This is a genomic window from Staphylococcus arlettae, from assembly GCF_025560845.1.
Classification (GTDB): domain Bacteria; phylum Bacillota; class Bacilli; order Staphylococcales; family Staphylococcaceae; genus Staphylococcus; species Staphylococcus arlettae.
The window spans coordinates 2,437,243-2,451,481 of record NZ_CP094803.1 but is presented as its reverse complement, the minus strand read 5'-3'; the positions used below and the strand labels follow the sequence as shown (position 1 = coordinate 2,451,481).

The 14,239-nt window shown below is 34.9% G+C and carries 15 protein-coding genes; all 15 read left to right on the top strand.

The window, feature by feature from the left end:
• Positions 1–105 precede the first annotated feature (105 nt).
• Positions 106–834, top strand: coding sequence for a tRNA1(Val) (adenine(37)-N6)-methyltransferase (locus MUA37_RS12025; RefSeq protein ID WP_262624639.1), 729 nt, complete (start codon positions 106–108; stop codon positions 832–834).
• Positions 827–1,078 carry a GIY-YIG nuclease family protein gene (locus tag MUA37_RS12020; protein WP_103388826.1) on the top strand — a complete coding sequence of 84 codons (252 nt, stop codon included), beginning with the start codon at positions 827–829 and terminating at the stop codon, positions 1,076–1,078. The genes MUA37_RS12025 and MUA37_RS12020 overlap by 8 nt, the downstream gene beginning before the upstream one ends.
• A complete protein-coding gene (rsmI, locus tag MUA37_RS12015; RefSeq protein ID WP_103388827.1) occupies positions 1,079–1,927 on the top strand; it encodes a 16S rRNA (cytidine(1402)-2'-O)-methyltransferase in 849 nt (282 codons plus the stop codon).
• Positions 1,928–2,410: 483 nt separating this feature from the next.
• Positions 2,411–4,381, top strand: a complete 1,971-nt coding sequence (metG, locus tag MUA37_RS12010) for a methionine--tRNA ligase (RefSeq protein WP_142019921.1) — start codon at positions 2,411–2,413, stop codon at positions 4,379–4,381.
• Positions 4,382–4,402: 21 nt separating this feature from the next.
• Positions 4,403–5,170, top strand: a complete 768-nt coding sequence (locus tag MUA37_RS12005; protein WP_262615143.1) for a TatD family hydrolase — start codon at positions 4,403–4,405, stop codon at positions 5,168–5,170.
• Between the two features lie 130 nt (positions 5,171–5,300).
• A complete protein-coding gene (gene rnmV / locus MUA37_RS12000; protein ID WP_262624638.1) occupies positions 5,301–5,852 on the top strand; it encodes a ribonuclease M5 in 552 nt (183 codons plus the stop codon).
• Entirely contained in the window at positions 5,849–6,742 is an 894-nt protein-coding gene (gene rsmA, locus MUA37_RS11995) for a 16S rRNA (adenine(1518)-N(6)/adenine(1519)-N(6))-dimethyltransferase RsmA (RefSeq protein WP_172604846.1), read from the top strand. The genes rnmV and rsmA overlap by 4 nt, the downstream gene beginning before the upstream one ends.
• Positions 6,743–6,840: 98 nt before the next feature.
• On the top strand, positions 6,841–7,104 hold the full coding sequence (gene veg / locus MUA37_RS11990) for a biofilm formation stimulator Veg (RefSeq protein ID WP_103388831.1): 264 nt from the start codon (positions 6,841–6,843) through the stop codon (positions 7,102–7,104).
• A 372-nt stretch (positions 7,105–7,476) separates the two neighbouring features.
• Positions 7,477–8,325: a 4-(cytidine 5'-diphospho)-2-C-methyl-D-erythritol kinase gene (gene ispE, locus MUA37_RS11985; RefSeq protein WP_142019915.1), complete on the top strand. Its 849-nt coding sequence runs from the start codon at positions 7,477–7,479 to the stop codon at positions 8,323–8,325.
• A 12-nt stretch (positions 8,326–8,337) separates the two neighbouring features.
• Positions 8,338–9,162, top strand: a complete 825-nt coding sequence (gene purR / locus MUA37_RS11980; protein WP_262624637.1) for a pur operon repressor — start codon at positions 8,338–8,340, stop codon at positions 9,160–9,162.
• A 19-nt stretch (positions 9,163–9,181) separates the two neighbouring features.
• On the top strand, positions 9,182–9,556 hold the full coding sequence (locus tag MUA37_RS11975) for a RidA family protein (protein WP_002509799.1): 375 nt from the start codon (positions 9,182–9,184) through the stop codon (positions 9,554–9,556).
• 70 nt (positions 9,557–9,626) lie between these two features.
• Positions 9,627–9,935, top strand: coding sequence for a septation regulator SpoVG (spoVG, locus tag MUA37_RS11970; RefSeq protein ID WP_002509800.1), 309 nt, complete (start codon positions 9,627–9,629; stop codon positions 9,933–9,935).
• 903 nt (positions 9,936–10,838) lie between these two features.
• Positions 10,839–12,194, top strand: coding sequence for a bifunctional UDP-N-acetylglucosamine diphosphorylase/glucosamine-1-phosphate N-acetyltransferase GlmU (glmU, locus tag MUA37_RS11965; RefSeq protein ID WP_262624636.1), 1,356 nt, complete (start codon positions 10,839–10,841; stop codon positions 12,192–12,194).
• 145 nt (positions 12,195–12,339) lie between these two features.
• Entirely contained in the window at positions 12,340–13,305 is a 966-nt protein-coding gene (locus tag MUA37_RS11960; protein ID WP_002509802.1) for a ribose-phosphate diphosphokinase, read from the top strand.
• Between the two features lie 129 nt (positions 13,306–13,434).
• Positions 13,435–14,091: a 50S ribosomal protein L25/general stress protein Ctc gene (locus MUA37_RS11955; RefSeq protein WP_103388833.1), complete on the top strand. Its 657-nt coding sequence runs from the start codon at positions 13,435–13,437 to the stop codon at positions 14,089–14,091.
• Positions 14,092–14,239: the final 148 nt, after the last annotated feature.

Genomic DNA, 14,239 nt, shown 5'->3' with positions numbered 1-14,239 from the left:
TTAAAAATAGTTATAGATAGCAAGAGAGGATGAAGTGTCAGCGATAGGCTTGAATAATAGCAAGCATTGCCATTTCATTCTTTTTTTGGAGCGTGGAGGCAAGGTATGGAATTATTGGCAAATGAACGATTAGACCATTTAATTAAAGAGAAATTAAGTATTATTCAAAATAATGAAGTGTTTTCATTTTCGACCGATGCGTTATTACTGGCATACTTTACAGAAGTACGGAAAAATGACCGGATACTAGATTTATGTTCTGGGAATGGCATCATTCCGTTATTATTATCGGATAAAGGCAATCAGCAAATTGAAGCTATAGAAATTCAAGCGCAACTTGTGGATATGGCAAATAGAAGTATTCAGTACAACCAACTCACAGACCGTATTAAAATGCATGAAATGGATTTGAAAAATGCTCACGTAAACTTTAAGCCTTCACAGTATAATTTAGTAACGTGCAATCCACCGTATTTTAAAGCGAATCAGTTACACCAGCATCAAAAGGATGCACATAAAATTGCGAGACATGAAATATTATGTACATTAGAAGATTGTTGTTTGGCAGCAAGGCATTTATTGAAACAAGGTGGTCGTTTTATGATGGTCCATCGTGCAGAACGGGTGATGGATGTACTAAGTGAAATGCGCAAATTTCAAATTGAACCGAAAAAGTTACATTTGATTTATAGTAAAACAGAACGGTCAGCACAAACGATTGTTGTTGAAGGACGTAAAAATGGGAATCAAGGACTAGCGATTCAACCACCGTTTTATATTTATAATGAAGATGGCACGTATTCTGATGAAATGAGAACAGTTTATTATGGATAATCATTATATTTATATCGTGAAATGTAGTGATGGCACTTTATATACAGGTTACGCTAAAGATATAGAGCAACGCATAGCTAAACATAATGCTGGTAAGGGTGCAAAGTACACTAAAGTTCGACGTCCAGTGACATTAGTCTATTCGGAAGTGTTTGAAACTAAATCGGCAGCACTAAAAAGAGAATATGAAATCAAAACATTTTCAAGACAAAAAAAATTACAGATGATTAGTGAGGTGAACTAAATGGCTACGTTATATTTAGTAGGTACACCGATAGGGAATTTGGCAGATATTACATATAGAGCAGTTGACACTTTGAAGAATGTCGATGTAATTGCGTGTGAAGATACACGTGTTACTAAAAAATTATGTAATCATTATATGATTGATACGCCTTTAAAATCATATCACGAACATAACAAAGCACAACAAACCGATTACCTCATCGAACAATTATTAAATGATACCAATATTGCGTTAGTATCTGATGCAGGATTACCGTTAATCAGTGATCCTGGTTATGAGTTAGTAGTTGCTGCACGGGAACATAATATCAAGATTGAAACGATACCAGGGCCTAATGCTGGTTTGACTGCATTAATGGCTAGTGGTCTACCATCATTTGTGTATACTTTTATTGGCTTTTTACCACGTAAGGAAAAAGACAAATTACAGGTGCTTGAAACACGCATGTATGAAGACAGTACGGTGATTTTATATGAATCTCCACATCGTGTGACAGATACATTAAAAGCTATTCGTAAAGTAGATGAATGTAGGCGTGTAACAGTAGGTAGAGAACTAACGAAAAAATTTGAACAGATTGAAACGGCTACTGTAAATGAGATATTGGTACAAATCGAAGCGGCTACTATCCCATTGAAAGGTGAATTTGTCCTATTAATTGAAGGTGCCACTGCAACTCAAGATACTTCATGGTTTGAATCAATGTCCATTGAGGAACACGTGCAATACTACACTGCACAAAACATGAAGCCTAAAGCAGCAATTAAACGAGTGGCTGAAGATAGACAAATGAAAACTAATGAAGTTTATGATATATATCATAACGTTAATGCTGATAATCAATAAACACAAGGAATACAGAAGTTATACTTCTGCATAAGAAGCTCTAATCTTAATAAATTAAGAAGAGCATAAGGAATACAGAAGTTATACTTCTGCATAAGAAGCACTAATCTTAATAAATTAAGAAGAGCATAAGGAATACAGAAGTTATGCTTCTGCATAAGAAGCACTAATCTTAATAAATTAAGAAGAGCATAAGGAATACAGAAGTTATGCTTCTGCATAAGAAGCACTAATCTTAATAAATTAAGAAGAGCTTCTAAAAAAATTTACCATAAAGGGCTTGATTTATGGTAATGTAGATAGGATAGAGCATATAATTATATTTAATACAATGACTTATTTATTTAGGATACATAGAAGTGATTTTGTGTATATTGTACGTCGGATAGACAAGGGACTGCACATACAGACACATCTCGACTTCATTGAAAACAAAAATAAATTTAGATATATTTATAGTGTAAGAAACGAGGAGGAGCATTAATGGTGAAAGAAACATTTTATATCACTACCCCAATATATTATCCGAGTGGAAACTTGCATATCGGCCACGCATACACAACAACTGCTGGTGATGTGATTGCACGCTATAAAAGAATGCAAGGCTATGATGTTCGATATTTAACTGGGACAGATGAACACGGACAAAAAATCCAAGAAAAAGCACATAAAGCAGGCAAAACAGAATTAGCGTATTTAGACGAAATGATTGATGGGATTAAAGCCTTATGGGAAAAATTAGAAATCTCGAATGATGATTTTATTCGTACAACAGAAGAACGTCACAAAAAGGTTGTACAACAAATCTTTGAACGCTTATTAGCGCAAGATGATATTTATTTAGGCGAATACGAAGGTTGGTACTCTGTGCCTGATGAAACGTATTATACTGAAACTCAATTGGTAGACCCAATTTATGAAAATGGTAAAATTGTTGGCGGTAAAAGCCCTGATTCTGGTCACGATGTAGAATTGGTGAAAGAAGAAAGTTACTTCTTTAATTTATCTAAATATACGGACCGTTTGTTAGAATTTTACGATGAAAATCCTGACTTTATTCAACCACCATCACGTAAAAATGAAATGATTAATAACTTTATTAAACCAGGATTAGAAGACTTAGCTGTATCACGTACGTCATTTGATTGGGGTATTAATGTTGAATCTAATCCTAAACATGTTGTTTATGTGTGGATAGACGCGCTCGTAAACTATATTTCATCTTTAGGTTACTTATCAGACGATGAGTCATTATTCAACAAATACTGGCCAGCTGATATTCACATTATGGCGAAAGAAATTGTACGTTTCCATTCTATTATTTGGCCAATTCTATTAATGGCATTAGACATTCCATTACCGAAAAAAGTATTTGCACATGGTTGGATTTTAATGAAAGATGGCAAAATGAGTAAATCTAAAGGTAATGTTGTAGACCCTAATGTATTAATTGATCGTTATGGCTTAGATGCGACACGTTACTACTTAATGCGAGAATTACCATTTGGTTCAGATGGTGTCTTTACGCCTGAAGGTTTCGTAGAACGTACAAACTATGATTTAGCGAATGACTTAGGTAACCTTGTAAACCGAACAATTTCTATGGTAAATAAATATTTTGATGGTGAATTACCGGCATATGAAGGACCTAAACATGAACTAGATGAACAAATGGAAGCTATGGCTATGGATACAGTAAGTACGTTCCATGAAAACATGGAAAACTTACAGTTCTCAGTAGCACTATCAACTGTTTGGAAATTCATCAGCCGTACAAATAAATATATCGATGAGACAACACCATGGGTATTAGCAAAAGACGACAGTCAAAGAGACATGTTAGGTAATGTAATGGCGCACTTAGTAGAAAATATCCGTATTATCGCTGTGTTGTTAAGACCGTTCTTGACACATGCACCATATCAAATTTTCGAGCAATTAAACATTAATGATCCGAAATTACATGAGCTTGAAAGTATTGAATCCTATGGACATTTAACAGCTCCAATTACAGTAGTGTCAAAACCAACACCAATTTTCCCTCGTTTAGAGACTGAAGCGGAAATTGCTTATATTAAAGAATCCATGCAACCACCTGCTGCAAAAGAGCCTGAAGCTGAACCTAGTAAAGCGCTTATCGATATTAAAGACTTTGATAATGTGGAAATTAAAGCAGCGACAATTACAGATTCTGAAAAAGTTAAAAAATCAGATAAACTATTAAAAATCCAAGTAGATTTAGATTCTGAACAGCGCCAAATTGTTTCAGGTATTGCGCAATTTTATAGCCCTGAAGATATTATTGGTAAAAAAGTAGCAGTAGTAACTAACTTAAAACCAGCTAAATTAATGGGTCAAAAATCTGAAGGTATGATATTATCTGCTGAAAAAGATGGAGTCTTAACATTGGTAAGTCTACCAAGTGCTATTCCAAATGGTGCGACGATTAAATAATAATCTGAAGGAGCGATATAGATGCTTATCGATACACATGTACATTTAAATGCAGACGAATATGATGAAGATTTAGAAGCAGTCATAACACGTGCTCGAGAAAATGGCGTGGATCGTATGTTTGTGGTAGGTTTTGATACACCAACTGTAGAACGTACGATGGAGTTGATTGAGCAGTACGATTTCATCTATGGCATTATTGGTTGGCATCCTGTTGATGCTATTGATTGTACAGAAGAGCGATTAGAATGGATAGAAAAGCTTGCTGAACATCCAAAAATTATTGGTATAGGTGAAACGGGTCTGGACTATCATTGGGATAAATCGCCAAAAGATATACAACAAGAAGTGTTTAGAAAGCAAATTGCTTTAGCGAAACGTGTTAACTTACCGATTATTATCCATAATAGAGAAGCGACTCAAGATTGTGTAGATATTTTAAAAGAAGAACATGCTGAAGAAGTAGGTGGCATTATGCATAGCTTTAGTGCTTCACCGGAAATTGCTTTGGATGTTATTCATAAACTCAATTTTTACGTTTCATTAGGTGGACCTGTGACTTTTAAAAATGCTAAGCAACCAAAAGAAGTTGCGCAACAGGTACCATTTAATAAACTGTTGGTAGAAACGGATGCACCATTTTTATCTCCGCACCCATATAGAGGTAAACGAAATGAACCGGCACGTGTAACATTAGTTGCAGAGCAAATTGCTGAATTACGCGGTGTAAGTTATGAAGAAGTATGTCAACAAACAACTAAAAACGCAGAAACATTATTTAAATTGTAACTAAACTGTTGAGAAAGATATTGCTACACACTATGGGATTAACTTTAGAAGTTGAATATAACCATAATGTCGTAGTGATATCTTTCTTATTTTTTGAAATAGACTTAGCTGTAGAAAGGTGTAACAATAAATGAAAATAACTGAATTTATTGTAGTTGAAGGTAGAGATGATACTGAAAAAGTCAAAAGAGCTGTAACATGTGATACGATTGAGACCAATGGTAGTGCCATTGACCAAGCAACATTACAAGTTATTGCGCATGCATATGAAACGCGTGGTGTAATCGTGTTAACAGACCCAGATTTCCCAGGTGATAAAATACGAAATACTATTCGTCAGCACATTCCAGGTGTAAAACATGCATATATTGACCGTGAGAAAGCTAAAAATAAACATGGGAAGATAGGTGTAGAACATGCCGGTCTTACAACGATTCGTGAAGCGTTAAGTAATGTAAGTACCCCATTTGAAGAAGGTCATGAATCTATTAGTAAAGAAGTGCTCATTGATTTAGGTTTAATCATTGGCAAGGATGCACGCCAAAAACGAGATGTTCTAGGTGCCAAACTGCATATTGGACATTCTAATGGTAAACAATTATTAAATAAATTAAATGCGTTTGGTTATACGGAACAAGATGTCCGTTATGCACTCGCGGATGAAAAAGGAAGTGATTCATAATGGAAATGAAGGATATTGCAACGCCATCGCGCACAAAAGCATTGTTAAATCAATATGGATTTGATTTTAAAAAAAGTTTAGGTCAAAACTTTTTAATAGATGTAAATATCATTCACAAAATAATAGATGCAAGTGATATTGATGAACATACTGGTATTATTGAAGTTGGTCCTGGCATGGGTTCATTAACAGAGCAATTAGCAAAACACGCTCAAAAAGTACTATCTTTTGAAATTGATCAACGTCTTATCCCAGTGCTTGATGAGACATTAGGACCTTATGATAACGTGACAATTATTAATGAAGATATTTTAAAAGCAGATATTGCTACATATGTCCATCAACATTTAGCAGATTGCGATAAAATTATGGTAGTAGCCAATTTACCATACTACATTACAACGCCAATTTTATTGAATTTAATGCAACAAACATTACCAATTGATGGTTATGTCGTGATGATGCAAAAAGAAGTTGGTGAACGCTTAAATGCCCAAGTAGGGACTAAAGCATATGGTTCACTCTCTATCGTAGCTCAATATTACACAGAAACAAGCAAAGTACTAACTGTGCCTAAATCAGTATTTCTACCACCACCCAATGTTGATTCAATTGTCGTGAAATTGATGAAACGTGAAGCACCTCAAGTTCAAGTTGATAATGAAAATGACTTTTTCAAATTAACAAAAGCTGCGTTTAGCCAACGCCGAAAAACTATAAATAATAACTATCAAAGTTTCTTTAAAGAGGGGAAAAAGCATAAAGCACTGATTGCAGAATGGTTAGAAAGTGCAGATATTGATCCGAAAAGAAGAGGAGAAACACTTTCTATTAAAGAATTCGCACTCCTCTATAACAATTTAAAAAAATTCTCAGAATTACAATTTTAAAGTGTTGACATTTGAGCCCCACCTTGCTAAAATTAAAATTTATTTGACAATTTATCGCTAAATGTGTTATTATACATTATGTAGCGAGGTGGAGCAATATGCCAAAATCTATTGGAGACATCAAAAATACACTTGATTGTCAATTAGGAAACCGTATTGTACTAAAAGCGAATGGTGGTCGTAAGAAAACAATTGAACGTAGTGGAGTGTTAAAAGAAACATATCCATCTGTTTTTATTGTTGAGTTAGACCAAGATAAACATAACTTCGAGCGTGTGTCTTATACATACACTGATGTTTTAACAGATAACGTACAAGTTTCTTTCGAGGAAGATAGTCATCACGAAGCAATTGCACACTAAATATGCGTGTTTTTTCTAACACGTTATTTAAGTACACACGTATTAAACTTAATAATTGTTTACATAATGAGGTGCACTAGCACCTCATTATTTTTGTGCCCAATTTTGCACTGTTTATAATATAACTTAGAAGTTATTTTAGCGAATACAAGATTATAAGTTTATTCACTTTTTCATATCGTGTAGAATAGTATGATAAGAAATGATTTTGAAGGATCGATGTTTAAGCAATATATTAAAAGCGTATATTATAGTATGATTTGCTATTTAATATTAATTTTTTAAACAAACTTTATTGAATAACTCTAAATATGACATAACATTATGTTAAAATCATTTTATTACCATATCGAAGTGAAAGAGGGTGGAGATATGATTTATGAAACAGCACCAGCTAAGATTAATCTCACTCTGGACACGCTCTTTAAACGAGATGATGGTTATCATGAAATTGAAATGATTATGACGACAATTGATTTGAATGATCGTCTCTCATTTGAACGACGTAGTGATTGTAAAATTGTCGTACAAGTTGAACAAAATTATGTACCGTCAGATAGTAAAAATTTGGCGTATAAAGCTGCTCAATTAATGACTGAAACTTACGGTGTACAACAAGGTGTAACGATTACTATCGATAAGGGAATACCAGTATCTGCAGGATTGGCTGGAGGATCAACTGATGCTGCTGCTACGATGAGGGGATTGAATCGATTATTCGGATTAAATCGCCCACTAAGTGAGTTGTGTAACTTAGGTATTACTATTGGCACGGATATACCATTTTGTATTTATGGAAAAACAGCCATATGTAAAGGGAAAGGTGAAATCATAGAATTTTTAAATAAGCCACCATCTTCATGGGTTATTGTCGCTAAACCTAGTGTGGGAATTTCATCGCCTGATGTATTTAAACGGTTAAATCTTGAAGAGTATCATGAAGTACATACAACAGCTTGCCAAGAAGCACTACTAAGTGGGGACTATGAAAAATTGTGTGAAAGTCTTTCGAATAGATTGGAACCTATCTCAAGTAAGATGTATCCAGAAATTTTGAAAATCAAAGAAAATATGCTCAACAGTGGTGCCGATGGATCAGTAATGAGTGGTAGTGGGCCCACAGTCTATGCGTTAGCTCAAAAAGAGCGCCAAGCAAAACATGTTTACAATTCAGTGAATGGCTGCTGTAATGAAGTGCATTTAGTAAGATTATTAGGTTAGAAGGTGAATTTTATGAGATATAAGAGAAGTGAACGAATTGTTTATATGACTCAGTATTTAATGAATCATCCTAATAAATTGATTCCGTTAACATACTTTGTTCAAAAATTTAAGCAAGCTAAATCTTCAATTAGTGAAGATGTACAAATTATTAAAACAACATTCCAAAAAGAAAAACTTGGTACAGTGACAACAACAGCAGGTGCAAGTGGCGGTGTGACTTATAAGCCGGAAATGAGTAAAGAAGAAGCAAGTGAAGTCATTGATGAAGTCATTGATATGCTACAAGAAAAAGATCGTTTATTACCAGGGGGCTACTTGTTTTTATCAGACGTTATGGGCAATCCAACGTTATTGAATAAAGTTGGGAAATTGATTGCAACTTTATATATGGACAAAGAGCTAGATGCAGTCGTGACTATTGCTACCAAAGGTATATCTTTAGCCAATGCAGTTGCGAATGTATTGAATTTACCAGTAGTAGTTATAAGAAAAGATAATAAAGTGACAGAAGGATCAACAGTATCTATTAATTATGTTTCAGGATCATCTCGTAAAATAGAAACGATGGTACTTTCCAAGCGTACATTACCAGAAAATTCCAATGTACTTGTCGTTGACGATTTTATGCGTGCTGGCGGTTCAATTAATGGCGTGATGAATTTGATGAATGAGTTTAAAGCTCATGTTAAAGGGGTATCAGTACTTGTAGAATCGAAAGAAGTTAAACAACGATTGATAGAAGATTATACTTCCTTAGTTATGCTATCTTATGTGGACGAATATAATCAGAACTTTAACGTAGAAAGAGGCAATAGCCTAACTAAATTTTCTTAAAGGAGCGATAGACGACACCATGAATGTAATAAATACAAAACAAGCGCCTGAAGCACTCGGGCCATATTCACATGCAACTGAAATTAATGGTTTTATCTTCACATCTGGACAAATCCCATTAAATACAAAGGGGGAAATTGTAAGTGAAGATGTGCAAGTGCAAACTAAGCAAGTATTCGAAAATTTAAAAGTTGTACTTGATGCAGCTGGTTCAGATTTAGAATCAGTCATTAAAGCAACAATTTTCATTAAAGATATGAATGAATTTCAACAAATTAATGAAGTGTATGGTGAATACTTTAGTAGCCACCAACCAGCGAGAAGTTGCGTTGAAGTGGCACGACTTCCAAAAGATGTAAAAGTTGAAATTGAATTAATTGCTAAAGTTAAATAAGGAATTATAACTTATATTGATATTGTTAAGCTTCTATAGAACTACAGATATACTTAGGGGGGCTCACTACATGAAAGTGACAGATGTAAGACTTAGAAAGATTGAAACAGATGGAAGAATGAAAGCGCTCGTGTCTATAACACTAGACGAATCATTTGTTGTACATGATTTGCGAGTGATTGAAGGCAACTCAGGTCTTTTCGTCGCAATGCCAAGTAAACGTACACCAGATGGTGAATTCCGTGACATCGCGCACCCAATTAATTCAGAGATGAGACAAGAAATTCAAGATGCAGTGATGAAAGTGTATGAAGAAACTGACGAAGTCATTCCTGATAAGAATGCACAGCAATCAGATGATGATAAAGATGAAGCTTAATATAAATAGATAATGATTAACAAATGAGGCTGGGACGCAATTGATTCGTCCTAGTCTTTTTTCGTATTGTTAGTAGCAGATGGATTGAAATAAAGTATATGCGATGTTGATGGCAGTTTTTGTGCACGCTTTCCGCGGGCACAGCCTCAGCCTGTAGTCTTCGACTAGTGCTATTACCGCAGGAGTCGGCCCAAAAATGACTGCCAATTTTAAATGAAAGTCTTAAACGCACGATCATTTAAAGATTCTTTACATTCTAAAATATGACACTGTTCGTTATTGATTTGTCTCAGCATCACACAAAGTTACTGGTTTTGATGGCAGTTTTTGTGCACGCTTTCCGCAGGGACGGCCTTAGCCTGTAGTCTGCGGAAAGTGCTATTCTCGCAGGAGTCGGCCGAAATGACTGTACTGAAAATATTATGCCACTCAAGCTTTCAATTTTAGTTATGTTTAACGAGCTGAATGGTACACGTTTTGAATTAAAGATAAATATCAGTCTCATTCTTTTTGGCTGAACATCGATAAACTACATAAAATAAATGTGACAATTTTTCAAATAATTATTGTAAAAAATTAAAGGTGACAATTTAAAGGGTAACAATAATAGTAAGTAACAAAAAAACTAAAAAAACAATGTAATAATGTTCATAACCTTTCAACGTTTAGTACGATGATTTAAGGAAAGTAAGCGATTTAGAAAAAATTAATATCACTTGGTAATTATTAGAAATAAATGTATAAATATGTAAAAAAGATGACATTTTTTATGCTTTTTTGCAATGCAATTCGGTATATTTATTATTATCTTTGTACATTATTGATGGTTTGAGTCTTGAAACTGTTACTAGCGTTAAATTATAATAGTTATGAAGTGTATATTTTAATGGAGGGTTAGCACTCATGCAAAGACATGCAATAGTACTTGCAGCAGGCAAGGGTACACGTATGAAATCAAAGAAATACAAAGTACTTCACGAAGTTGCGGGTAAAACAATGATTGAACATGTCATCGATAATGTGAAACAATCAGGTGTTGAACAACTGGTTACAATCGTTGGACATGGCGCAGAAAGTGTCAAAGAAACTTTAGGTGACAAATCGCTTTACAGTTTTCAAGAGACGCAGTTAGGTACTGCACATGCTGTGAAAATGGCAAGCGAACATTTACAAGAGAAAACAGGGACTACTTTGATTGTTTGTGGTGATACACCACTTATTACTGCTAGCACTTTACAATCTCTAATTGAGCATCATGAACGTAATCAAGCACAAGCTACTGTATTATCTGCTACTGCACCAAATCCACATGGCTATGGTCGCATCGTGAGAAATGCCAATAATGATTTAACGGCAATTGTAGAACAAAAAGATGCTTCTGTAGAACAACAATCAATAACTGAAATAAGTTCAGGTATTTTTGCTTTCGATAACCAAGTATTATTCGATACAATTGAACAAGTAAATAACAATAATTCACAAGGTGAATATTATTTGCCAGACGTTTTGAGTTTGATTTTAGAAGCACAAGGCAAGGTTCAAGTTCACCACACAAGTGATTTTGATGAAATTATGGGTGTCAATGATCGCGTGATGTTGAGCAATGCGGAATTCGCAATGAAATCACGTATCAATGAATACCACATGCGCAACGGCGTTACATTATTGGATCCGGCTTCTACTTATATTGGTCCAGATGTAGTCATTGGTATGGATACAACAATTGAACCAGGTGTAAAGCTAGCTGGCACAACAGTTATTGGTGAAGATGCTATTATTGGACAGTATTCAGAAATTACAGATAGTGAATTGGGTAACGGTGTTCATATCAAGCATTCTGTTGTAAATGACGCGCAAATTGCTGATGATGTTATCGTAGGTCCATTTGCACAATTACGCCCGGGTGCTAATCTTGGACGCAAAGTAAAAGTAGGCAATTTCGTAGAAGTGAAAAAATCAATCGTTAAAGAAGGTGCGAAACTGCCTCATTTGAGTTATATTGGAGACGCTGAAATTGGCGAACGTACAAATGTTGGTTGTGGTTCGATAACAGTTAATTACGATGGAAAAAATAAATTTAAAACTATTGTTGGTAACGATGCATTTATTGGTTGTAATACCAACTTGATTGCTCCTGTCACATTAGGTGACTTTGCATTGACTGCGGCAGGGTCAACAATTACAGATGATGTACCTAATGATAGTTTAGCAATAGCTCGAGTAAGACAGACGACAAAAGACGGTTATTTAAAAAAATAAATATTATCTTGTAGACATAAAATGTAATAGCAGTGAAATTAAAAGTGAAAAGTAGATAAATGTGAGCGATATATCCACTTAAGCACAATATATTAGAATGTCTAGTAAGTTAAATATATGGAAGTAATTAATTGGAGGACTATAAATGTTAAACAATGAATATAAAAATTCTGCTTTAAAAATCTTTTCTTTGAAAGGGAACGAGCCATTAGCGCAAGAAGTAGCGGATCATGTTGGTATTGAATTAGGTAAATGTTCAGTTAAACGTTTCAGTGATGGAGAAATTCAAATCAATATCGAAGAAAGTATTCGTGGTTGCGACGTTTTCATCATTCAACCAACATCAAATCCAGTAAACTTACACTTGATGGAATTATTGATTATGATTGATGCGTGTAAACGAGCATCAGCAGCAAACATCAATATTGTGGTACCTTACTATGGATATGCTCGACAAGACAGAAAAGCACGCAGCCGTGAACCTATTACAGCTAAGTTAGTCGCTAACCTAATTGAAACAGCTGGCGCAGATAGAATGATTGCGTTAGACTTACATGCACCACAAATCCAAGGCTTCTTTGATATGCCGATCGATCACTTAATGGGTGTTCCAATTTTAGCAGATTATTTCCAAAACGAAGCGGATATCGATCCTGAAGAATGTGTTGTTGTTTCACCTGACCATGGCGGTGTAACAAGAGCACGTAAGTTAGCAGATATCTTAAAAACTCCAATTGCAATTATAGACAAACGTCGTCCAAAACCAAATGTAGCTGAAGTGATGAATATCGTTGGTGAAATTGATGGTCGTACGGCAATTATTATTGATGACATTATTGATACAGCAGGCACAATTACTTTAGCTGCACAAGCCTTGAAAGATAAAGGCGCTAAAGAAGTTTATGCATGTTGTACACATCCAGTATTATCTGGCCCAGCGAAAGAGCGTATAGAAAATTCAGCGATTAAAGAATTAGTAGTAACTAATTCTATCCAATTAGATGATGAGCGCAAACCTGAAAAAACAAAAGAATTGTCAGTAGCAGGCTTATTGGCGCAAGCTATTATTCGTGTGTACGAACGTGAATCTGTTTCAGTATTGTTTGACTAATTAAGATAGACAAGGTATAATATTTCTGTTCGTGACAATACGAATAAATAAACACTTGCAAGCAACAATACTGTTGATGGGTAAGTGAGGAGCTCAATTATTGAGCAAAAGTGAAAGGTGGAAATGAATATGGCTTCATTAAAGTCAATCATTCGTCAAGGTAAACAAACTCGTTCTAACTTAAAAGCAATCAGAAACGCTGGTAAAGTACCTGCAGTTGTATACGGCTATGGTACAAAAAACGTTTCAGTTAAAGTAGACGAAGTTGAATTCATTAAAGTTATCCGTGAAGTTGGACGTAACGGTGTTATCGAATTAGGCGTAGGTTCAAAATCAATCAAAGTAATGGTTTCTGACTACCAATTCGATCCACTTAAAAACCAAATCACTCACATTGACTTCTTAGCAATCAACATGAGTGAAGAACGTACTGTTGAAGTACCAGTTCACTTAGTAGGAGAAGCTGAAGGTGCTAAAGAAGGCGGCGTTGTTGAACAACCATTATTCGACTTAGAAATAACTGCTACACCTGATAGTATCCCTGAAGCAATTGAAGTTGACATTTCAGCTTTAGCAATCGGTGATAGCTATGCTGTTGCTGATATTAATGTTACTGGTGACTTCACAATCGAAAATGACCAAGAAGAGTCAATCGTAACAGTTGTTGCTCCAACTGAAGAGCCAACTGAAGAAGAAATCGAAGCAATGGAAGGCGAGTCTACTACTGAAGAGCCTGAAGTTGTAGGTGAAGACAAAGAAGAAGAAGGCGAAGATAAAGAAGCGTAAGCTTTTATCGTCACTATTCAATAATTGTAAATTTCAAAGCACCATGCTTATTTGCTTAAGCTGGTGCTTTTTTATGTTATTATAATATATAATATTTTTAATGTGTGAATGAGAAATTACAGAGTATGTACACATAAATAAAGAATGA

What these genes read in the sequence shown, in the direction of transcription:
- MUA37_RS12025 (WP_262624639.1), top strand. Translation starts at nt 106, where the DNA reads ATGGAATTATTGGCAAATGAACGATTAGACCATTTAATTAAAGAGAAA.
- MUA37_RS12020 (WP_103388826.1), top strand. Translation starts at nt 827, where the DNA reads ATGGATAATCATTATATTTATATCGTGAAATGTAGTGATGGCACTTTA.
- rsmI (WP_103388827.1), top strand. Translation starts at nt 1,079, where the DNA reads ATGGCTACGTTATATTTAGTAGGTACACCGATAGGGAATTTGGCAGAT.
- metG (WP_142019921.1), top strand. Translation starts at nt 2,411, where the DNA reads ATGGTGAAAGAAACATTTTATATCACTACCCCAATATATTATCCGAGT.
- MUA37_RS12005 (WP_262615143.1), top strand. Translation starts at nt 4,403, where the DNA reads ATGCTTATCGATACACATGTACATTTAAATGCAGACGAATATGATGAA.
- rnmV (WP_262624638.1), top strand. Translation starts at nt 5,301, where the DNA reads ATGAAAATAACTGAATTTATTGTAGTTGAAGGTAGAGATGATACTGAA.
- veg (WP_103388831.1), top strand. Translation starts at nt 6,841, where the DNA reads ATGCCAAAATCTATTGGAGACATCAAAAATACACTTGATTGTCAATTA.
- ispE (WP_142019915.1), top strand. Translation starts at nt 7,477, where the DNA reads ATGATTTATGAAACAGCACCAGCTAAGATTAATCTCACTCTGGACACG.
- purR (WP_262624637.1), top strand. Translation starts at nt 8,338, where the DNA reads ATGAGATATAAGAGAAGTGAACGAATTGTTTATATGACTCAGTATTTA.
- MUA37_RS11975 (WP_002509799.1), top strand. Translation starts at nt 9,182, where the DNA reads ATGAATGTAATAAATACAAAACAAGCGCCTGAAGCACTCGGGCCATAT.
- spoVG (WP_002509800.1), top strand. Translation starts at nt 9,627, where the DNA reads ATGAAAGTGACAGATGTAAGACTTAGAAAGATTGAAACAGATGGAAGA.
- glmU (WP_262624636.1), top strand. Translation starts at nt 10,839, where the DNA reads ATGCAAAGACATGCAATAGTACTTGCAGCAGGCAAGGGTACACGTATG.
- MUA37_RS11960 (WP_002509802.1), top strand. Translation starts at nt 12,340, where the DNA reads ATGTTAAACAATGAATATAAAAATTCTGCTTTAAAAATCTTTTCTTTG.
- MUA37_RS11955 (WP_103388833.1), top strand. Translation starts at nt 13,435, where the DNA reads ATGGCTTCATTAAAGTCAATCATTCGTCAAGGTAAACAAACTCGTTCT.